General features: G+C 43.2%; 21 protein-coding genes and 1 rRNA gene. 4 read left to right on the top strand and 18 right to left on the bottom strand.

The window, feature by feature from the left end; all coding sequences use genetic code 11:
- Nucleotides 1–11 precede the first annotated feature (11 nt).
- A 5S ribosomal RNA gene (gene rrf / locus ACSC9N_RS16900) occupies nt 12–126 on the top strand.
- A gap of 603 nt (nt 127–729) precedes the next feature.
- Nucleotides 730–1,887 (top strand): PQQ-dependent sugar dehydrogenase, encoded by a 1,158-nt coding sequence (locus ACSC9N_RS16895; protein ID WP_395474961.1) that lies wholly within the window; start codon nt 730–732, stop codon nt 1,885–1,887.
- 34 nt (nt 1,888–1,921) lie between these two features.
- On the opposite strand, the gene ACSC9N_RS16890 is transcribed toward ACSC9N_RS16895, so the two are convergent.
- The 6 genes from ACSC9N_RS16890 to ribF form a co-directional block, all read right to left on the bottom strand.
- Nucleotides 1,922–2,692: a TauD/TfdA family dioxygenase gene (locus ACSC9N_RS16890; protein WP_395474960.1), complete on the bottom strand. Its 771-nt coding sequence runs from the start codon at nt 2,690–2,692 to the stop codon at nt 1,922–1,924.
- Between the two features lie 908 nt (nt 2,693–3,600).
- Nucleotides 3,601–4,143 carry an NADPH-dependent FMN reductase gene (locus tag ACSC9N_RS16885; protein ID WP_114836732.1) on the bottom strand — a complete coding sequence of 181 codons (543 nt, stop codon included), beginning with the start codon at nt 4,141–4,143 and terminating at the stop codon, nt 3,601–3,603.
- Between the two features lie 154 nt (nt 4,144–4,297).
- On the bottom strand, nt 4,298–4,780 hold the full coding sequence (locus ACSC9N_RS16880; protein WP_004684162.1) for an FKBP-type peptidyl-prolyl cis-trans isomerase: 483 nt from the start codon (nt 4,778–4,780) through the stop codon (nt 4,298–4,300).
- Nucleotides 4,773–5,312, bottom strand: coding sequence for a signal peptidase II (lspA, locus tag ACSC9N_RS16875; RefSeq protein ID WP_010325539.1), 540 nt, complete (start codon nt 5,310–5,312; stop codon nt 4,773–4,775). The genes ACSC9N_RS16880 and lspA overlap by 8 nt, the downstream gene beginning before the upstream one ends.
- Nucleotides 5,305–8,148 carry an isoleucine--tRNA ligase gene (ileS, locus tag ACSC9N_RS16870; protein ID WP_395474959.1) on the bottom strand — a complete coding sequence of 948 codons (2,844 nt, stop codon included), beginning with the start codon at nt 8,146–8,148 and terminating at the stop codon, nt 5,305–5,307. The genes lspA and ileS overlap by 8 nt, the downstream gene beginning before the upstream one ends.
- A 64-nt stretch (nt 8,149–8,212) precedes the next feature.
- The gene (ribF, locus tag ACSC9N_RS16865) at nt 8,213–9,214 is read right to left on the bottom strand and encodes a bifunctional riboflavin kinase/FAD synthetase (protein WP_058868587.1); all 1,002 of its coding nucleotides are present in this window, start codon (nt 9,212–9,214) and stop codon (nt 8,213–8,215) included.
- A gap of 206 nt (nt 9,215–9,420) precedes the next feature.
- On the opposite strand from ribF, the gene ACSC9N_RS16860 reads away from it, so the two are divergent.
- Both ACSC9N_RS16860 and ACSC9N_RS16855 read left to right on the top strand, forming a co-directional pair.
- Nucleotides 9,421–10,557 (top strand): TDT family transporter, encoded by a 1,137-nt coding sequence (locus tag ACSC9N_RS16860; RefSeq protein WP_395474957.1) that lies wholly within the window; start codon nt 9,421–9,423, stop codon nt 10,555–10,557.
- A 132-nt stretch (nt 10,558–10,689) separates the two neighbouring features.
- Entirely contained in the window at nt 10,690–11,250 is a 561-nt protein-coding gene (locus ACSC9N_RS16855) for a phosphorylase family protein (RefSeq protein ID WP_062031505.1), read from the top strand.
- 60 nt (nt 11,251–11,310) lie between these two features.
- On the opposite strand, the gene ACSC9N_RS16850 is transcribed toward ACSC9N_RS16855, so the two are convergent.
- The 12 genes from ACSC9N_RS16850 to ACSC9N_RS16795 form a co-directional block, all read right to left on the bottom strand.
- A complete protein-coding gene (locus ACSC9N_RS16850; protein ID WP_058868590.1) occupies nt 11,311–11,949 on the bottom strand; it encodes a TetR/AcrR family transcriptional regulator in 639 nt (212 codons plus the stop codon).
- A 358-nt stretch (nt 11,950–12,307) separates the two neighbouring features.
- On the bottom strand, nt 12,308–13,108 hold the full coding sequence (locus ACSC9N_RS16845) for an ABC transporter ATP-binding protein (RefSeq protein WP_395474956.1): 801 nt from the start codon (nt 13,106–13,108) through the stop codon (nt 12,308–12,310).
- 10 nt (nt 13,109–13,118) lie between these two features.
- Nucleotides 13,119–13,934 (bottom strand): aliphatic sulfonate ABC transporter permease SsuC, encoded by an 816-nt coding sequence (gene ssuC, locus ACSC9N_RS16840; protein ID WP_178928700.1) that lies wholly within the window; start codon nt 13,932–13,934, stop codon nt 13,119–13,121.
- A complete protein-coding gene (gene ssuD, locus ACSC9N_RS16835) occupies nt 13,934–15,109 on the bottom strand; it encodes an FMNH2-dependent alkanesulfonate monooxygenase (RefSeq protein ID WP_395474955.1) in 1,176 nt (391 codons plus the stop codon). Before ssuD ends, ssuC begins: the two co-directional genes overlap by 1 nt.
- 26 nt (nt 15,110–15,135) lie before the next feature.
- Entirely contained in the window at nt 15,136–16,131 is a 996-nt protein-coding gene (locus ACSC9N_RS16830) for an aliphatic sulfonate ABC transporter substrate-binding protein (RefSeq protein WP_395474954.1), read from the bottom strand.
- Between the two features lie 16 nt (nt 16,132–16,147).
- Nucleotides 16,148–17,107, bottom strand: a complete 960-nt coding sequence (locus ACSC9N_RS16825) for a sulfonate ABC transporter substrate-binding protein (RefSeq protein WP_348958421.1) — start codon at nt 17,105–17,107, stop codon at nt 16,148–16,150.
- A 331-nt stretch (nt 17,108–17,438) separates the two neighbouring features.
- Nucleotides 17,439–18,791: an amino-acid N-acetyltransferase gene (gene argA / locus ACSC9N_RS16820; RefSeq protein WP_395474953.1), complete on the bottom strand. Its 1,353-nt coding sequence runs from the start codon at nt 18,789–18,791 to the stop codon at nt 17,439–17,441.
- Nucleotides 18,792–18,915: 124 nt separating this feature from the next.
- Entirely contained in the window at nt 18,916–19,272 is a 357-nt protein-coding gene (locus ACSC9N_RS16815) for an RcnB family protein (protein ID WP_395474952.1), read from the bottom strand.
- Between the two features lie 297 nt (nt 19,273–19,569).
- Entirely contained in the window at nt 19,570–19,953 is a 384-nt protein-coding gene (locus ACSC9N_RS16810) for an RcnB family protein (RefSeq protein ID WP_004983820.1), read from the bottom strand.
- Nucleotides 19,954–20,199: 246 nt separating this feature from the next.
- Entirely contained in the window at nt 20,200–20,355 is a 156-nt protein-coding gene (locus ACSC9N_RS16805) for a hypothetical protein (protein WP_171263897.1), read from the bottom strand.
- Between the two features lie 150 nt (nt 20,356–20,505).
- Nucleotides 20,506–20,925, bottom strand: coding sequence for a hypothetical protein (locus tag ACSC9N_RS16800; RefSeq protein WP_078390039.1), 420 nt, complete (start codon nt 20,923–20,925; stop codon nt 20,506–20,508).
- A gap of 152 nt (nt 20,926–21,077) precedes the next feature.
- Entirely contained in the window at nt 21,078–21,824 is a 747-nt protein-coding gene (locus tag ACSC9N_RS16795; protein ID WP_439036138.1) for a YciK family oxidoreductase, read from the bottom strand.
- Nucleotides 21,825–21,843 lie beyond the last annotated feature (19 nt).

Raw genomic sequence — 21,843 nt, 5'->3', positions numbered from 1 at the left:
TAAACAGTTGTGCTGGCGACAATAGCAAGAGTGAACCACCTGATCCCTTCCCGAACTCAGAAGTGAAACCTCTTAGCGCTGATGGTAGTGTGGAGTTATCCATGTGAGAGTAAGTCATCGCCAGCTCATTAATTCTAAATCCCCCTCCGCTTAAAGCAGAGGGGGATTTTTTTATGCTGAATATATTAAATAATGTTAGATAATAAAAGATTGGCTAAAAGGTAGCTGTTAACACTTAAGAGATTTAGTTTTTCACTTAAATTTGATGATTTATTACTCACTAAAAGAGATTATAACTAAGTATCCGAATATATTCTGAGCAATTTTAACAACTATTCCATCTATATCCGTTGGGAAAGAATGGCTATAGTTAACTCGTGATCATGCAAAATGTGTCAAAGCAAGGTTTCATTTAAGTTTTAATGTGCTCAATAAAAAAGAAACCCCGACATCCTGTCGAGGTTTCTTTGTATTTCAGTGCTTAGATACAACTCCTGTCATATCTCATGTCCTGATGCTCAAACTGATTATTGTTGTTTTAAGTTTGGGAAACGTCCTGTCTCCTGATGTATTCAATATATGCTATAAGCTGTTTTAAGGCTAGTGGTCACTTTCCTTAGTTTTTGTAAGCTTTGACTTACACGGATTCATCTTGTTACCAAAGCGGATAACGCTGTACTTATGATTTCTCTACAATGAATTGGGATCGTGCGTTTAATGGGGAAGGCAATGCTGAGAAAAAAAGCTTTTTGTTTGTTGATGACAGTGAGTGCATTTTTGGGCTTAATGGCATGTCATGCTCAAAGTCAGATAGAGTCAGCGGCACAGGAAAAACAGGACAGTTTCACTTCTTTAGGCACATCTATAGATCTCAAGCGTATCGCTGAATTTAATGAGCCATGGGCATTAGCGGTATTACCCGATGGGCGATTATTGATTACTGAAAGATCAGGACAGTTGATTTTATTTAATCCTATAGATCAGACAAAGATCCTCATTAAGAATATACCTAAAGTGGCTTATGGTGGTCAGGGCGGATTAGGTGATATTGTTTTACATCCTGAGTTTGCACAAAACCATCAAATTTATCTTAGCTATGCAGAAGCAGGGCAAGATGGTTATGGTGCGGTCGTGATTCGTGCTGATTTGAATTTAGATCAGGCACAGCCACAATTAGATAACCTTAAAACGATATGGAAACAAGTACCTAAGGTGCGTGGGCAAGGACATTATGCACATCGGATGTTATTTGATGGCGCAGGAAAACTATGGATTAGTTCAGGAGAGCGGCAAAAGTTTGATCCTGCACAAGATTTAACATCGAACCTTGGAAAAATGATTCGTTTGAATGATGATGGTTCGGTTGCTTCAGATAATCCATTTCAGATGCAGGGGGATATCGCAAAACAAATATGGAGTTTGGGGCATCGTAATCCTTTGGGAATGGCTTTGGATGCCAAAAAACAACTTTGGGTGGTGGAGATGGGCCCCAAAGGTGGGGATGAACTCAATTTAATTCAAAAGGCTAAAAACTATGGTTATCCAATCGTTTCGAATGGTGATCATTATAGTGGTATGAATATCCCTGACCACGCCACACGACCTGAGTTTGAAGCGCCGAAATTAGATTGGACCCCTGTGATTTCTCCATCGAGTTTGATTTTTTATACGGGACAGATGTTTCCAAAGTGGCAGGATAAAGCCATCATTGGTGGGCTTTCATCTGAAGCATTAATTATTGTAGACACCACAGCACAGCCAGTAAAAGAAATTCAACGGATAGATATGAAAGAACGTATCCGTGGTTTACAACAAGCGAAAGATGGCAGTATTTGGGTGATTGAGGATGGAAAACATGCAGATTTAATTCAGCTGCTTTCACATTAATCACCCAAACAGAGTGTTGCTAAGGAAGGCGGTCTTAAAGCGCAGCATGTCGATCGGCATTTAAGACATTGGCTTGGATCTGCATCAGTTTTCGTTGTCCTTGTTTGCCATTCATCCGCCAATGGGCAATTTTAATATTATCGACCAAGGCGACATCCCCTTTTTGCCACTGGAGCAAGAGTGCATCGTGATATAAGACTTCAAAGAAGTGCTGTTTTTCCTGATCCGTCCATTCAATTTTTTCACCTTCATGGGTGAAAAGTTCCCATGACAGTTGCATGCAATGAGCCGTAGTGTCTGGTAGAAGCTTTCCTCGATGCTTAAAGCTTTTTTGTGCAGCTTGATGGGCAAAAGAATTGGTATTGTTTGCAAAAGCCCACGGCTGGATCATCAACTTTTGCGTGTTCGGGTGTATGACAACGAAAGGTGAGCGTTTTAAGGTAAGTTTGCTTTCTTTATTTGATTTTTTCTGGAAACCAAATGAGCTTTTATTGAAGGTCAAGCGATCAAATAGATTAAGCTTACGTGTTGAAATATAAGAAAAATGGTTCCATGCGCCTAAGTATTTTTGTTGTGAGCTGACTGGAAAATGGGCCCAAATTTTTTCGAGGTTATTAAACCCAGTTTCAAGTAAGTGGTCCGCGGGTTCTTGGCAAAACAAGGCAATATAACGCGAGCGAGTCGAGTATAGGCCACCTTCGACATGTGGACCTTGAATTGAGTTTTCAACATAGTCTAATTGCACCGTATTGTGGTTGAGATAAGGTCTATCATCACCTGCACGATTTTCGCTATATTTACGCATGAAAGAGGCAAACCAACCTGATTTCTTAGGCGTAAATGTATGCTAAGGTTCAAACTGAAAATGATATTCGATCAACTCATGAAACTCATAGTGACGTTGTAATTTAAAGCCGCGAAATAATAAGATGCCGTACTGATGCAACTCTTACATAAGCTCTGTACGATGGACTCTAACGTAGGCGGCTAGAGCATCTACATCTGAATATTCAGGATCAGAGGCATAAATTTTGCAATAATCATTTAAAAGTGTGGTGTTTAGTTGCATGGAATGGTCTCTATTGTTGTTTTTTTAATTTATTGTATTGGACTGAAGCCTTTTGGCTGAATCAGCAAATGTTCAGTGGGCGAGAGTATAAAGTGTAGTTCGGGCATAAGATGTAATATTTCGTTGTGCAGAAGAACATACCGACAAATGGTGAAAGCCTTAATATTTGATGGATTTACTTTATGTACTAGCGCTTAAATATATACGTTGGACGGAAATGATTACTTGGGAAACATTTGGTATTTATTTATATGTTTTATATCGTTATTTTTAGAATATTTAAGTTGAGATAGACATCCTGTCAGACCAATTTTAATTTGTATTCACGAGCTTCTTCTAAAGTATTGAAGCATATAAGAGGTTAGTTAATATCTGATCTTGATTTGGGCTTTTGGAAAAAAATTGAGCTAAAAATCAATACAATTAAAAAGCCCCCGACATCCTGTCGAGGGCTTTTTAAATTCTTTCAAGCGGTATAACTCCTGTCCTACCGATCAGCATCCTGCTGCGTATGTTGTTATTTTTGTTTTTAATCTGAGACATCCTGTCGCTGTATGATTTAACTATAGCGTCGATGCTGTTTATTGAAAAGCCGACAAATACTTAAGTTACTGTAAGCAATAGCGTACAGAAGAATCTCATGCTTATGCACTGACATATTTAATGAGTTTATCAATTGCTGCTTTTAAATTTTTCTCATCAAAAGGATTTGGTTCAAAATCTTCGGTTTTATTGCGTGAAAAAATATCTCGAATTTCAATCACCGCATTGGTATCGACCAGACCGAGCTGAGTACCGACTTGGCGAATTTGGTCGATGGAGCGTGAGCCATTGGTACCACCATAACTGATATAGGCCGCAGGTTTACCCTGCCATTCTTTGCCTAAGTAATCCAAAGCATTTTTAAGTGCAGGGCTATAACCATGATTGTATTCGGGGCTAATGAAAATAAAGGCATCGCCTTGCGCAATGTGGTCGGCCCATGCTTGTTGTTTGGGTTGATCATAAATCCCTGTCATAGGGGGATTTGCACCTGAAAAAATTGGCAAATCCCACTCTTTTAAGTCGACCAACTCGAGTTGGACCGTATTGAGTTCTAGTTGTTCAAAGCCTTTTTGCACCCATCGCGCAACTTTAATGGCTGTCCGACCTTCGCGCACACTGCCTATAATGACCTGAATTTTCATAAAAAATCCTTGGGAAATAAATGTGATTACGCTACGGTAGTATGAAAATTAGGCTTTGCATAGATTGAATATGTATCTGATCGACAAGTGTTTGAGGCATTAAAAAAGCCCCTGAAGGGGCTTTGAATGTCACACAGACAGTCGATCTGTGGCTTTACATAATTTTAATGCCTTGTTGGCCAGCAGGCGTCACTTTGAAGATTTCAACTTCAAAGGTAATATCTTTACCTGCCAATGGATGGTTAAAGTCGACTTCGGTGATGTCATCACCTACAGTTTTAACCACACCATAAAGACTCTGTTTAGCTTTGTCCTCAAATTCAATCATGTGCCCTTCAATAGGACGCTGTTCAAATTTGACCGTATCAAACTGTTGTACGTTTTCAGGATTCCACGGGCCAAAAGCATCTTCTGGCGGTAGGCTCACTGTACGACGGTCGCCAGCACGTAAACCAAACAGTGCTTTTTCAAAACCAGGCAGTAAGCTGCCATCACCCATTACAAGGCTCACAGGCTCTTCACGGCTACGTGTATTATCAATTTCTACGCCATTTTCAATGCAAACAGAAAAATGTAACTCTACTTTTGAACCTTCGCTTACGCGAGTTTCTTCATTGGGATTAATAAAATCAGTCATGGTTTACTTCGGCACGTTGGATACGGTTTTTTTCGAGAAAAAAGGTATCGATCAACAAAAGGATCGTTCCTAGCGTAATCGCACTATCTGCAATATTAAACGCAGGGAAGTGGCTGTTTTGATAGTACACATGAATAAAATCAACCACGTAGCCTAAGGTTACACGATCAATTAGATTCCCTATAGCACCACCTAAAATAAGAGCAATCGCGATGGGCAGTACTTTCACGGTTTTAGGCATACGCATTAGCCAAAACAGAAAAATGACAGACACAATACCTGCAAGAGAGGTAAAGAAATAACGTTGCCAGCCGCCCGCATCGGATAAGAAACTAAAGGCTGCGCCATAGTTATGCAATAAGGTCCAATTTAAAAAGGGCAGGACTGGTACTGGATCTGCATAATTCAGATGGGTACTTGCAATCCATTTGGTCCATTGATCTAAGACAATGGCTAGAATAGCCAAACCTACCCACACCAAATTGTGCGGATAGAATTGGAATAAGCCCTTTTTATGTTGTGGGTTAGGCATACTTTCTCTCTTCGCCTTGGCCTGTAGGAAGGTTGATAATACAACGACCACATAGACCTGGATGTGTAACATGTGTATTCACATCTGGCAGAACATGCCAGCAGCGTACACATTTTTCACCATCAGCCGCAGAGACTTGAACATTCAGACCTGCCAGATCAGAGGCTTCACCTTGAGTTGCATCGAATGCATTGACCAAGACTTGTGAAGTGATCATAACAAAACGAAGTTCATCATCTAAACGACCCAGTACGTCTTTGAGTTCTGCATCTGCCCACAGTTCAACTTTGGCAGAGAGATTTGAACCCACGATTTTCGCGGTACGCGCAGTTTCGATGAACTTGTTCACCGCAGACTTCACTGCAATCAGCGTTTGCCAATCGGCTTCAGACAACAAGTTTGCTTTTGAAGCCACAGGAATGTCATACCATTCCGCAGTGAACACGTATTTCTCAGTTTGTTCTGGAATCAGTGGCCATGCTTCTTGAGCGGTAAAGCTCAAAATTGGTGACATCCAACGTACAAAGGCTTGAACCAAATGATACAGCGCAGTTTGAGCTGAATGGCGCGCTTGTGAATCGGCTTTGGTGGTGTACTGACGGTCTTTGATGATGTCGAGGTAGAAACCACCCAAGTCGTTGATACAGAAGTTGGTCAGCGCATTGGTCACGATATGGAAGTTCATATCTTCATAGGCTTGCTGAATGGTTTTCTGTACATCTGCTGCACGTTGCAAGATGTATTGATCAAGTGCGATCAATTGATCTACAGGCAGTGCATCCGTCGATGGTTTGAACCCATTTAAGTTTGCCAATAAGAAACGCAAGGTATTACGAATACGGCGGTAGCCATCTGATGCACGGTTAAAGATTTCTTTACCAGCAGTCATTTCATAACGGTAATCGGCTGATGCAATCCAGAAACGTAAGCCGTCTGCACCCATGTCTTTAATGATGTCTTGTGGGGTGATGATGTTGCCCAAAGATTTTGACATCTTACGGCCTTTTTCATCCACCACGAAGCCATGGGTCAGTAAACCTTTGTACGGCGCACGTTCATTGATCGCAATCGAGGTGAGCAATGAAGACTGGAACCAACCACGGTGTTGGTCTGAACCTTCAAGGTATAAATCAGCAGGATCGGTGAGTTCTTCGCGTTCACGCAACACGGCATAGTGCGTTGTGCCTGAGTCGAACCACACGTCTAAAGTGTCACGCACACAGTTGTACTGTTCCGCTTCATCACCAATAAAGTCTTTCGCTTCACGGTTATACCAAGCGTCAATCCCTTCTTGTTCGATCAATTTCGCGACTTCTTCGATCAACTCGGCTGTGCGCGGATGGAGCTCGTTGGTGTCTTTATGCACGAAGAATGGGATTGGCACACCCCACGTACGTTGACGTGAGATACACCAGTCTGGACGACCTTCGATCATGGCTTGAATACGGTTTTTACCCCAATCCGGCACAAAGCTAATCTCGTTTTCGATCGCATTTAAAGCGTTTTGACGCAGACCTTGTGCATCCATGCTGATAAACCACTGTGGGGTCGCACGGAAGATAATCGGTGTTTTATGGCGCCAGCAGTGTGGGTAGCTGTGTTTGATCGGTTGATGTGCCCATAAGCGACCAACTGCATCCAAAGCTTCAATAATTTTTGGATTGGCTTTGTAGATGTGCTCGCCTGCAAAAATCGGTGAAGTTGGTAAGTACACACCATTACCGCCCACTGGGTTTTCAACTTTTAAGTTGTAATGTAAGCCAACTTTATAGTCGTCTACACCATGGCCAGGTGCCGTATGTACCGCCCCTGTACCGCTGGTTGCAATCACGTGTTCACCTAAAATCACAGGCACTTGGCGATCGGTCAGTAACGGGTGTTGTAATAATAGGTTTTCGATTACTGAGCCGTTAAAATCAGCGAGAACCACAGGTTTTTCAAGCTTATAACGCTCAACTGCAGATTCAACCAAGTCTTTAGCTAAAATAAAGTTTTGAACGCCACGGTCGGTGCTAACTTGAACTAGTTGATAGTCAATTTCAGCATGGACGGCAACTGCTTGGTTTGCAGGCAAAGTCCAAGGCGTGGTGGTCCAAATTACGATATCTGTTGCAGCTTCTACGTTGAGATTTAAACGTTCGCTTAAGTCTTTTAAATCGATAACCGTAAAACCAACGTCAATCGCGTCAGATTTTTTATCTTCATATTCCACTTCAGCTTCAGCCAAAGCTGAACCACAGTCTAAACACCAGTTCACAGGTTTAAGACCTGGTTCGATATGGCCTGCTTTTGCAATCGCGCCAACAGAACGCACAATGTCCGCTTCCTGCTTAAAGTTCATGGTCAGGTAAGGATTGTCCCAGTCACCAAACACGCCCATACGCACAAAGTCTTTCTTTTGCAGTTCAACTTGGGTGTAAGCATATTCACGGCAGGCTTTACGGAAAGTAGAAGCATCCACCTTCACGCCCACTTTACCGACTTTCTCTTCTACTTTCAGTTCAATCGGAAGGCCGTGACAGTCCCAACCTGGTACATAAGGGGCATCGAAGCCGTCGAGAATACGACTTTTAATAATGATATCTTTTAAAACTTTATTGACCGCATGACCCAAGTGAATTTGGCCATTTGCATAAGGAGGGCCGTCATGCAGGACATATTTTTTCTTGCCAATACGCGACGCACGAATCTGCTGATAAATGTTGTCGGCATACCACTCTTCTAACCATTTTGCTTCACGCACCGCAAGGTTTGCTTTCATGGCAAATTCGGTACCTGGGAGGTTGAGTGTGGCTTTATAATCCACTGCATTTTCAGTAGTTTGCTTATCGCTCATGCAAGATGTCTTCCAATTTAATCAGCGGCTCGGCTGACGCGTTTTACATAAAATTGATTGGTATTTAAAAGGGAAATGTGGGGGTGTTTTGGCGGAACTCAAGCAGTTTCACCACATCATCATCAATTCCCGCTTTTAGTGCTTCCAGCGAAGGGTAGTTCTTTTCACCATGTAAATAGTTTAAGAAAGTGACCCGCATTAACAAGCCATACAGATTAGCAGAAACATCAGGGAAATGTACTTCTAATCGCCATTCTGGCTGTGCTTGTTGAATGGCTGGACGTGTTCCGACATGACCCGCACCAAAAAGTGCTGAATGGTCATATCCTGCAACCCCTAATCGATCAGGATGGTCTGCTTTCACTTTGTCGCGTAAAGACGCGGTTTCACATATCACATCTACACCATAAATGCCGTTTAAACAGGGTTTATGTCGGTTTAAACGAACATTAATGGTTGGAAAATCAAGGGTTCGGCCAATTTGGTCGCCATATTGTACGCGACCCGTAATGCTATAAGGGCGCCCTAATAACTGAGCAGCCAGCGCCAAGTCCCCTGCGGCCAGTGTTTGGCGAATCCGAGTTGAACTGACGCGTTCACCTTCTGAGAGGATAGTTTCTAGATTGTGGACTTGAAAACCATAGTTTTCGAGAAATTCGCTGTTGCCTTGGCGGTTTTTACCAAAGTGAAAGTCATCGCCTAAAACCAAACTTTGGGCATTGAGTTTTTCTTTTAAAATATCGGCAAATTGTTCTGCACTTAAACTGCGGAAGCTGTTGTCAAATTTCGCAACCGCAATATAGTCCACACCCAGCTCAGTTAAATATTCGACTTTCTCACGCAATGATGAAATACGCGGTGGAGCATCATAACCTTTAAAGAATTCAAGTGGTTGAGGTTCAAAAATCATCACCACTGTTTTTAGATTTTGTTGTTTTGCAACGGCTTTGAGCTGATGAATCATGGCTTGATGACCCAAATGCACCCCGTCAAAATTACCGATAGTGACAGCGGTTTTTTCTAATTGGGGTTTTGAGGGCAAAGCATTTAGACGGAGCAGCTTCATGGGCAAATCAAGTGCTTGGAATTAAGAACGGCTTATATATTGCCATATTCTTGGGCATTCGTCTTGTGGTTGTTTTTTGACAACGCAAAATTTAGTGCAAAGTATATTTATATCAATTTTATTGATTTATTTAATATAAATTAATCAATTTTTCTTATTTATAAATTTGATTAATATAAATGTAGATTTTAAATGAGGCCGAACTCATGCAAAAACCATTTACACAACTTGGACAGCGCCACAATATCATTCGTCAGTTCACTCCCAACTGGTTCACTGTCAGTATGGGAACAGGTGTTGTGGCGTTAATTGTATCAGAGTTTCCGATGTTAAAGGCACTCACATGGCAACTCGGCACAGGGCTGTGGTATTTCAATATTTTATTGTTCGTACTTTTTAGTGTGCTATATGGCTTACGTTGGGCATTTTATCCGCACGAAGCCAAACAGATTTTTCAACATTCAAGCATGAGCCTATTTTTAGGGACGATTCCGATGGCGCTGGCCACCATCCTCAATGGCTTTTTAAAGTATGGTCAGCCTATTTATGGCGACACAGCTGTACAGATTGCGCAAATGCTCTGGTATACCGATGTGGTCTTAGCGCTCTTGGTGGCGTGGGCAGTTCCTTTTGCCATGTATCGACATCAGGAGCATGCTTTACAGCAGATGACCGCGGTGTGGTTATTGCCGATTGTGGCCTGTGAAGTTGCAGCCAGCAGTGGTGGTCTATTACTGGGGCATTTGGCAGCTGATACTCACGCCGTTGCGATTTTATTGGGTAGTTATGTGTTGTGGGGTGTTTCAGTATTACCCGCCTTTGCAATTTTAACGATTTTAATGTTGCGTTTGGTCTTACATAAATTGCCTGAAAAAGAGTTGGCGGTCAGCAGTTGGTTGGCTTTGGGGCCGATAGGCACTGCTGCTTTGGCGTTATTGGTTTTAGGACATCAGGCACCGACGCTGATGGCGAGTTTGGGCTTAGCACAACTGGGTCAGTTATTTCATCAGGCAGGGATTTTAGCCAGTTTAATCCTGCTGGGTTTTGGACTGTGGTGGTTGGGAATTGCGGTACTCACGACTTTGCACCATGCCAAACAGGACTTACCGTTTAATTTGGGTTGGTGGGGACTGACCTTCCCATTGGGCGTGTATACACTCGCAATCTTAAACTTAGCCCAACAACTCAACTTGGCTTTCTTGTATGCTGTTGGCTATGCTTTTGCAACCATAATGATGTTGTTATGGAGTTTGGTCGCAACCAAAACGGCACAGGGTTTTTATCAAGGTCATTTGTTCTTTTCGCCGTGCTTAAAAACCTATTTAGAACAGCAGTATAAATGAGGTCAGAAATCCTTTCAGTTTAAAGTGCCATCTGATCTTATGTAGGTTGTTTGAGCAGAGACCAGAGGCGCTTTTCTTTCGGATCGATTTGTTTTCTAATGGCACGCATGAAGTCTGTTATTTGGGTATTTTATGTCGGATGTTGCACTAATCATGGCTTTGCCGAATGAGTCTAAAGGATTGTTTGAGCAAGCAGGGATTGAAGTCCATTACAGCGGTATTGGTAAAGTCAACGCGGCCTATAAAGCATTTGAAGTGATTCAAAAAACAGGCTGTAAAACTCTGATTAATTTAGGCACAGCAGGCAGTACGTATTTTGATAAGCACGAATTGGTTGAAGTCTCTCAATTTGTACAACGCGACATGGATGTCTCTCCACTGGGTTTCGCTGTCGGTTTTACCCCATTTGACACCATGCATCCTGCGGAAATTCATTTAGAACCTTTTTTCCAGCAGCTCCGTACCGGCATTTGTGGAACAGGGGATAGCTTTGAAACAGGTAAGCCCAAAGTACCGTGTCATTTGGTTGATATGGAAGGATATGCGCTGGCAAAGGTCTGTAAAAAACAGGGTGTCCGCCTGATTTCGGTCAAATATATTTCAGATGGTGCCAACGACACCGCGCATTTGGACTGGGAAGACAATTTGTTATTGGGAGCTCAGAAATTATTAGCATTATTTGAAAGTATCTGAGGCTTTGATTCTGTCTTTTTCAATTCGGCGACCATAGAGTGCTATGGTCGTATGCCAAAATTACTCAGCTTTGAATAATGCAGACGGTGTTCGCGGGATCACGCCATACAGCATCATATGCACGGTATGTTGAATGACTCGTTGTTGCATACTGCGGTTACGTAGGGTTTTACCTGTTACCATTTCCATTTGCGTGGCAAAATCAGCATAGTTTTGTGTTAATGCCCAAATGTTGAGGATTAACAGCTCAGGGTCTATTTCAGTTGAAATTTTACCTTGCTCTTGCCAATTGCTAATGACTTTGGCTTTACGTTTGACCAACTTCTTTAAAGGCCCTTTGAGGATTTCCAAAATATGCGGCGCTCCTTGGATCACTTCTAAAGCAAACAAGCGAGACGCTTTCGGTTGAGTCCGAGAAACCTCAATTTTTTGCAATAAGTAGTTGGTGATCGCTTCTTCCGGCTCTAAGTCAGCTTCTAACATCTGTAGTGGGGCTAACCATTTTTGTAAAACCGTCGTTAAAACTTCAACGTACAAAGCTTCTTTATTTTCATAGTAATAGAAAATATTCGATTTGTGCATTTCAGCAATCTGTGCGATTTCATCTAAGCTTGCTCCATTAAATCCATAGAGTGAGAAGACGTCTAGTGCAGCATTCAGCAGCTGGTGGCGTTTTTGAGTACTCTTTTTCTGTTCCATTCTCTAATTTAAAAAACAATAAAAAGGGGGAAGGACAAATTGTACGGCAAATCATCAGATTTGTGCACAAAGTGGAAATTTAATTTTTTGAATAATGATCATTTATTCTGTAGATTGGCTCTTAAATTGCGATAAATTCTAAAAGTTGTCCAATAAAATATAATTATATAAAAACTATTTTGTCTAAACTATATGAAATGATTCAATGTGAAGTGGTATGTTTTGATAAAAATAACGTGAAATTTATTACATTATTTAAGATAAAGTATGCTCAATTCATATGATGGTCTTGTGTTTTTTTACTGAAATTCAGCATAAAAAATCCTTAGCACCCCAAGCTAAGGATTTTTTAGTCTACTTATATGGCTAAAACTGCATTTAACACCTGCTGTTCAAGGGTATTGAACTGCATATCTTTGACGCGAGGGCGGGGTAGGTCGACTTGAAACTCTTTGGCAATATGGCCACGGTCTAGCAAAATAATCCGATCGGCCAGTTGAACGGCCTCACTGACATCATGGGTGACTAAAATGGCGGTAAAGCCCTGTTCCGTCCATAATTTTTCAATCAAATTCTGCATGTCTAAGCGGGTTAAGGCATCGAGTGCACCCAAAGGTTCATCGAGCAATAAAATCCGCGGCTTATGCGATAAAGCTCTTGCCAAAGCGGTCCGTTGACGCTGTCCCCCAGAGAGCTGCGAAGGCCAAAGTCCCGCTTTTTCTTTAAGCCCGACTTTTTCTAGCAGACCCGAGGCAGTGGCATGTTGTTGTTTCGGCAAACCTAGTTGTACGTTTTGTTCAATTGAGCGCCATGGTAACAGTCGTGGATCTTGGAACATGACCCGTATATCGTCTGCTGTAATCCCTTCGCGGAGGTGTCGTGCGGACTTAAACTTAATTTCGCCGTAGCTTTGTTGTTCTAAGTTGGCAATCAGACGCAGGAGGGTACTTTTACCACAACCACTGCGTCCGACAATGGCTAAAAACTCACCCGGCTGAATATGCAGATCTAAGTCTTCGAGGACTTTAACTGAGCCATAAAACTTATGCAGTTGTTCGATAATAATTTCGGCCCCAAGCACCGCTTGAGGGTTAATGTCTTGATTGTGATTTGGCAGCGACGGAATATTGGCATGGCGACCAAGGCTTAAATCAGTCATCTCAGACTCCTTATTTTTGGTATCCTGCATGCCAGCGCAGCAGGTATTTTTCTAATGTGACGGCCAGTACATCAGCCAATTTTCCAAGTAGGGCATACAGTAAAATCCCCACCAAAACGATGTCAGTCTGTAAAAATTCACGCGCATTCATGGTCATATAACCGATGCCCGCTTGGGCAGAAATGGTTTCGGCAACGATCAGCAGGACCCACACCAAACCCAGTGAAAAGCGCAGCCCGACTAAAATAGAGGGCATCGCACCCGGTAAAATAATTTCTTTATACAGTTGCCAACGGGTCAAACCATAGCTTTTCCCCATTTCAATCAGTTGTGGATCTACCGAACGTATGCCGTGATAGGTGTTGATGTAAATGGGGAAAAAGACCCCAACTGCAACCAAAAACAGCTTGGCGGTTTCATCAATCCCGAACCATAAGATCACCAACGGAATAAGTGCCAGCGCAGGAATATTTCGTATCATCTGTAGGGTGGTGTCGAGCAGGGTTGATGCCGTTTTCGATGAACCATTTAACAAACCCAGAAAGAGCCCTAAACCTCCACCCACCAATAGGCCGAGTAAGGCACGGCCTGCACTGACTTGCACATGCTTCCAAAGCTCTCCACTCAGCAGCAAGTTCCAGAAGGCAGTAACCACCGCCGTTGGTGCAGGTAAAATCCGACTTTCTAAAAGTCCTGTGCTGGAGGCAATTTGCCAAAGCACAATTAAGCCGATAGGAAAGAGCCAAGGCAGCAATAGCTGCCCCAACTGAGTTCCACGTGAAACCTTTTCCTGCTGGAGGGTTTGCACTGAAACGATTTTGGACATTAGGCAGGCTCCTGAATCACTTTGGTTTTTTTGTTTTCATCGGGTGTGTAGTTGTTTGCCACAATTTCACCAAAGGGGCCTGTTAAATTTGGTTGTGCTAACTTTGTTTGAGTTTCAAGCGGCAGGAGAGGGAACACCAACTCGGCAAAACGAATCGACTCTTCAAGATGTGGATAGCCTGAGAAAATAAAGGTGCTGATGCCCAAGTCGGCATATTCTTGAATACGGGCTGCAACCGTTTCAGGGTCGCCGACCAATGCCGTACCTGCACCCCCACGAACCAGACCTAGGCCAGCCCAAAGGTTTGGGGACACTTCAAGTTTGCTGCGGTCACCATTGTGTAGTTCAGCCATGCGACGTTGGCCGACCGAGTCCATGCTCTTAAATTTTGCCTGTGCTGCAGCAATGGTGGCATCATCGACATATTGAATGAGCTCTTCTGCCGCTTGCCATGCTTGTTCATTGGTTTCACGTACAATCACATGCAGACGGATACCATAGTTGAGCGTACGGCCTTTGGCCTCGGCTTTGGAACGTACAGTGTCAATTTTTGCTTTGACTGCCGCAGGAGGTTCCCCCCATGTCAGATATGTGTCAACCTGATCTGTAGCCAACTCGATGGCATCATCAGATGAGCCGCCAAACCAAAGTGGAGGGTAGGGTTGTTGCACAGGTGGATATAGCAGTTTGGCATCATCTACTTTTAGACGTTCGCCGTGAAAGGTAAAGCTTTCACCTGTATGGGAGCGGGTTAAAATCTCACGCCAAATTTTGACGTATTCATTGGCAGTTTTATAGCGAGTCGAATGGTCTTCATAAACACCATCGCCTTGCAGTTCTTTTTCATCGCCACCTGTCACCAAGTTCAATAAAACTCGACCATTGGAGAGACGGTCAAAGGTGGCTGCCATCCGTGCAGCCAGTGCTGGAGTGGTCACGCCTGGACGTAATGCAACCAAGAATTTTAATTTTTTCGTGGCATCAATCAGACTGGCTGCGGTCAACCATGGATCTTCACATGAACGACCCGTTGGAATCAGTACACCTTCATAACCCAAATTATCCACGGCAACCGCAATCTGTTTCATATAGGCATGGTCCACTTGACGAGCACCTTTGCTGGTACCTAAGTAGCGACTGTCACCGTGAGTTGGGATAAACCAGAAAATTTTCATTTTTAAAAATCCTTAGATAGAGTCGTTTAAGGTTTGCTCGGTGCAACCCAAACGGTACTTTGAACTTGAATGTGTTTCGGAATGAGCTGGACTTGTTGGAACAAATCCGCAATTTGTTGTTGGGCTTGCACCACTTCAGGCGTCAGGGTTTGAATTGGTGAAGGCTTCAGACGTTTGTCGATGACGCGTTGGGCAATAGAGGGCTGTAAACCTGTACTTTGGGTATAGACGGAAAGTGCTTGCGCTTGGTTTTTTAGCACCCATTGATCGGCCTGATTCAGCCCGTGAATGAACTGAGCGGTGGCCTCAGGATAAGTCTGAATGAACTTCGGGTTGCCAATATAAAAAGAATAGGTTTGTGGAAATGCTGTGCCATCAATCAAGACTTTGGCCTGTGCATCCTGCTCTGCTGCACTGAGGTAGGGTTCCCAAATGGCCCATGCATCTATGGATTGTTTATCAAACGCGGCACGCGCATCCGCAGGGGGCAGCCAAATCGGTTGAATGTCCTGCCAACTGAGCCCTGCTTTTTGTAGAACTTTCGCCAGTAACTCATGCGCGCTTGAGCCGCGTTGAACCGCAATCCGTTTGCCTTTTAGGTCTTGAATTGAATCAATGGGACTGTTTTTAGCAATCAACAGCGCTTGAGCATTGGCTGGAACTTGCTCATAGCCGACGTAGCTTAGCTCTTTGTCAGCAGCTTGAGCAAAGATCGGTGGGGTATTGCCCACAGAGCCAAAATCAACTGCACCGACGGCCAAGGCTTCTAACATTTGTGGGCCAGCAGGGAACTCTTTCCATTCAATTTTGGCTTGAGGAAATTGTTGCTCAAATAATTTTTGCTCACGTGCGACCAACAGGTTCAAAGACGACTTTTGATAGCCAATCGACAGGGTTTTAACTGGAGCTGCTGCCTGCTTTTCAGAAGTATTTGTTGCTGCCGTGTCTTGCTTTTGGCATGCCCCGAGTCCAAGACTCAAGGTGACGATGCCAATACTGGAAACTGTTTTAAGTGTTTTCATGATGATCTCTATATTTTTATTTAATAATGGCAGCGTCAATATTCAGCTGGTTCGGAATGAGTTTTTGTTGATAGAAAGCATCCGCAACGTACTGCTGTTTTTTTGCGACTTCGGCTGAAATGGGTTGAACGCCAAAGCCCATACGACCAATCGAAGTTTGTAAAATGTCTAAAGACAAGCCTGTCGGTTTTTCTAACAATTGGGCTGCTTGTTGTTGATTTTGTTCGACCCACTGTGTGGTGGTGTTGAGTTCATTGACGACCGTTTTTAAAACTTCTGGATGGGTTTCGGCAAATTTACGATCGGCCAAATAGAACTGATGATTACTGACTAAGTTTTCTCCCGTAGCAATCACACGTGCTGAGATTTGGTGTTCAGCGGCAGCAAAGAAGGGATCCCAAATCACCCAAGCGTCGACTGCACCACGTTCAAATGCGGCACGTGCATCCGATGGTGGAAGATACACCGCTTCAATATCAGAAAGTTTCAGGTTATTCGCTTCTAACACTTTGAGTAGCAGGTAATGCACATTTGAACCTTTGTTGAGTGCAATCCGTTTGCCTTTTAAATCTTGAATGCTTCGAATCTTTGAGTCTTTTTGTACGATCAGTGCTTCTGCTTTAGGTGCAGCAGGTTGGTTGGCAATGTAAACCAAGTTCGAATTTGCAGCTTGTGCGAAAATCGGAGGTGCTTCCCCCGCTTCACCAAAGACCACACTGCCGACATTTAAGCCTTCGAGGAGCTGTGGACCAGCAGGAAACTCGACCCATTTCACTTGGACATTTTGTGCTTTAAGCGCCGTTTCTAAAGCGCCACGCTCTTTGACGATGGGCAAAATGCCATATTTCTGAAAGCCAATATTGAGTGTGACGGTTTCAGCTTCTTTTTTCCCACATCCAGATAACATCATGGCACCCACGACTGCTGCAGAAAGAACGCTTGTTTTGATCCAGAACTGTGCTCGAGAAGTGCTCATGTGTTTCATAACTCCAAATAAATAAGGTGAGTGAGTTGGTGAACACATACGCTAATGGGCATTTCTTTTCAGAAAAAATAAGAAATCGGGCTTTAGACATGAAAAAAAAAGATAAAAACAAAAGTGCAAAACTTATGTAAAAAACAGCGATATAAAAAACATAAAATATAAAATTTATTGAGATTAACTTATTGATATTTATTATTTAAAAGGTATTTTTATTTTTGGAATAAGCTTAGTCTTTCACGCAATATAGAGTTGAGCGATTTTTGCGGTGTTTTTTAGATAAAGATATGAGAAATAAAGATATCCATAATCCTGCAAAAGCCACTTAAAGTGGCTTTTTAAAGACGAGCGAATTGCGCTGATAGTTGTATAAGGCTTGGCGTGCATTGGGAAGTTCATCGACATTGGCCGTTTCAAAGCCATGTTCTAAGAACCAATGAGCCGTGCGTGTGGTTAGTACAAACAACTGTTGAATGCCCATACTACGGGCTTTACCTTCGAGATAATGCAAAATTTGGCTGCCGCGATTAGATTTGCGATAGCTAGGATCGACTGCGACACAGGCAATTTCAGCACTGCGGATTTCACCCTCTGCCGCTGGCAGTGGGTAGAGGGCAGCGCAGGCCAAAATCATGCCATCACGTTCAATCACCGCAAATTGCCCAATTTCATTTTCGAGACGTTCACGTGAGCGATAAACCAAAATGCCTTCTTCTTCAAGTGGGCGTAGTAGGTTAATCAGCCCGCCAACATCTTGAATGTTGGCCATACGGACTTCTTCATAATGGGCATCGGTAATCATGGTGCCCGAACCATCACGCGTGAAGAGCTCCTCAACCAAGGCACCATCATAAGCATAGGAAATCAGATGGACGCGATGGACGCCATGCGTCGAGGCCTTTTTGGCACCGCGTAAATGTACCGCAATGTCTGGATTCGAATCTTGATATTTTTCAATTTGTGCATCGAGCTTGTGGGGAGAAATTTCGCGTTGCAACTGACCATGTTCATTGAGCAGACCATGTTGTTTGCCCAAGAAAATCAATTTGTCCGCTTTAAGATGAATCGCTGTGCGGGTCGCCACTTCTTCTGCCAGCAGATTGAATACTTCGCCTGTGGTGGAATAGCCTGTTGGCCCGAGCAGCACAATATTGTGATTATCCAAATGGCGTTGAATGGCATCGGTATCGACCGTACGGACTTCGCCGGTTAACTGAAAATCGACCCCATCGCGAATGCCATAGGGCTTGGCTGTGACAAAATTCCCTGAAACCACATCAATACGTGCGCCATACATCGGTGAATTGGCCAGTCCCATCGACAGTAAGGCTTCAATTTGTAAACGAATCGAGCCCACCGCGTTCATTACACAGCCCAACGATTCTCGGGTGGTGACGCGACGATACTGATGAAATGGCGTTTGTAGTTGGCTTTGTTTTAAGTTGTGGTTGATTTGCGGACGTGCCCCATGCACCAAGATCAGGCGAATCCCGAGTGAATGCAGCAGGGCAATGTCGTGAATAATATGTTGAAATTTATCATGCTGAACGGCTTCACCATCGAACATAATCACAAAGGTTTTATTACGGTGAGCATTGATATAAGGCGCAGAATGTCGAAACCAATGCACATACTGCAAAGTTGTACTGTGATGTGTTTCGATGGAATTCGTTTGCATGCCTATCTCAAAATGAACTGCTTAGCATGATTTTAATCAAAAAATGCAGAAGAGGAAGTCTTAAATAGAAAAACACCTGAAGCAATGTTCAGGTGTTCTATCGGTTTTGTGACACTAGCCAGAATTAACCAATAATACGCAGGATACGGTTATTACGTTCATTGACTAAAACATAGTCACCATTGATCTTATACCACTGTTGGTAGCGCCCAGTGTAGGGTAGGCGACGTGCTTCGCGGTCACTAACATGATAACGCGATGAGTCATAGCCGCGTGGCAAAGTTTGACCTGAGCGCCAGTCTCGGCTTGGGTTAACACGTTTGTTTTGGTAGCGGTTGTCATTGTCCCAACGGCGGTCATCGCGATGATCCCAACGCGAGTCATGATCATGCGAGCGGTCATAGTACTGTGGTGTTGCCATTGCAGATGTGGCCATGAGTGCGCCTAAAGAGAGCGTGATTGCAGTCAGAATTTTTTTCATTGCTTTCGTCCAGTATTAGTCTTGTTTCGATTATTCAAAATTAGCGAATAACTCTAGAGAAAGCGTGAGGGCTATTTAGGTGAATTGTGAAATGTATGAAGAGACTGAGGAGATGGTTGTTTTTCTGAAATGCTTGCAAACAAAAGCTTTGGCACATAAAAAAACCTGAAACAACGCCTTCCATGCTGTGCCTGACTGTGGTCTCTTAAGAGGAGTATGCAGTCGTGCTAAAGCGGGTGAAAGGGTGTTGATTCAGGTTTCAATAATTTCGCTGAGTTGTACAAAATGAAGCGCAGATTAAAGCCCCATAATCCGCAGAATATTGTTGCTGTCTGCATCGACTAAGATGTAGTCATTGTTGATTTTGTACCACTGCTGATTTCGGTTTGGCTTTGGAAGATTATGGTCTTTATATTCGACTTTATAGCCGTTACCACGGTAATGCTGTGGCATGACATAACCTTGTTGCCATTTATGCTGTTGTAAACGTTTGACACCGCGCTCTTCGCGCATCCGTCGACGATCTTGCTGATCGTCATCATCTGAATCGCGAAAGTCACGCCCGCGTGGCTCATTGCCATAGCGTGGATGATCGTGGTCAAACTGAGGGGCAGCAGTACTGAGACTGCTTGCCATCAAAGCACTGAAAGAGATTGCCAATACTGTCAAAATCTTTTTCATGTTGAATCCTCATTAAGGTAATTTCATTCTTTCCTATAATGTACGAAAAAAATGCAGAGAAACTGTGAAGATGAATTGGGTATTTATTAACAAATGCAGAGATATTAAGAAGATTATGCCCAATTCTAAGCCTGAATTAAATCATCAATTGCGCCAAAGTCCAAAGCAAACAGTCTGTATCTTCTGATTTTTGACTCATTTTGAGGGCTCAGATCCCCCTTTGTCAAAGAATGCATAACGCATTCTTTAATTCCACTGCTGCGCCAGATGTTGTAATGAACGGATTGAATGAACCACTGCTTCAGCTTGGCTGACATCCTCTAAAGCACCAATCAGGCTTTCGTGGAGTTGTAAATGATGGATATCACGAATGGTGTCATGTTTACGTTGTAAATCAGCCATGCTGCATCCTTATTTTCAATTCTTGATCAATCAGAATGATAAATCGGAAATTTTAATCTGAAAAACCGAATATTTTTATTAAAATAATTTAAAAATACGATTTAAAATATCGAGCTAGCCAAGCTGAGTTTTCAACTTGGCTGATTCGGCTTAATAGGCGTAGTTGAGGTCGGTATAATCACTCAATGACTTCTGCACATGCGCTTGAATAAATTCACGTACATCGGCTGCAGTCATCGGTTCACCATTTTTGCTGATGGCATGCTCAATATCGGGCTGACCCTCAATTTTAATGCGATAAACAAAGCTTTTCTTGGCTTTGTATTGTTCATCATCCTTGGCAATGACCGTCACGTAGTGATAGCTATGTTCAAAGTTCAAGTCGGTATGGGCAAAAACAAACTGGTCGAAAAGTTTCAGTGTGGCGCCATTTTCCAATGCTTGAAGTTCCTCCACAACACTGGCTTCAAACTTCATCCCATATTTTTCTGAAATCGGCTGTTGGTCAATCAACAGGCTAACCATACCATCTTCAGTGGGTTGTACAGTGATGTTGCTCAAGTCTGTCATGGCATATGCTTCAAAAATGGAGTTGGGCATCAGTATCCGCAAAAATTGAAAAAAGACAACCTTTTCAGAACTTGAGATCATGTTGCAGATGACTAAGCTTCAGTTTGATACATAAAAAAAGGAAGCCGAAGCTTCCTCTTGAGTGACACATTTTAGTCCTGTGCATCAATACTTTGACCATTCATATGCAAACTGTCATCGCCCATCAAGTACAGATAGGCAGGCATGATATTTTCAGGCGTTGGCAATCTTTTTGGATCTTCATCGGGATAGGCTTTTGCACGCATTGCAGTGCGGGTCGCCCCCGGATTGATACAGTTAAAGCGGATATTCGGTGAGGTATTTTCTTTGGCAAACAGTTGGCTGACCGCTTCAATCGCGATCTTAGACACCGAATATGCGCCCCAACGTTCACGCGTTTCACGTCCGACACCTGAGCTGGCAAAAACCACGGAGGCATGCTCAGATTTTTTCAGGAGTGGCATTAACTCTTGAGTCATAACGAATGGCGCACGCAAGTTGACGGCCATCACATCATCCCAGACATCGACAGGATAATTTTCCAGTTCGGTGCGCTCACCTAAAATGCCCGCATTATGCAAAATGCCATCTAGGCGCCCAAACTGACGCTCTAAGGTGTCGACCAGTAATTCATAATCACGAGGAGAGGCGCTCGACAGCTGCAAGGGTAAAATTGCAGGTTGCGGCGCACCTAAGCCTTCAATTTCATCATAAATGACTTCGAGCTTATTTAAGGAACGCCCATGCAGCACTACAGTTGCGCCGTGTAGGGCATAACTTAATGCAGCAGCACGACCAATACCATCGCCCGCACCTGTAATTAAGATGATGCGATCTTTGAGCAGATCGGGGCGAGGTTGATATTCTGAATATTTCATCATTACCTCCTCGTTATTT

Origin of the sequence: Acinetobacter sp. PC34, assembly GCF_051789135.1 — a bacterium.
Taxonomy (GTDB): domain Bacteria; phylum Pseudomonadota; class Gammaproteobacteria; order Pseudomonadales; family Moraxellaceae; genus Acinetobacter; species Acinetobacter johnsonii.
This window is presented reverse-complemented; position numbering and strand designations above follow the sequence as displayed.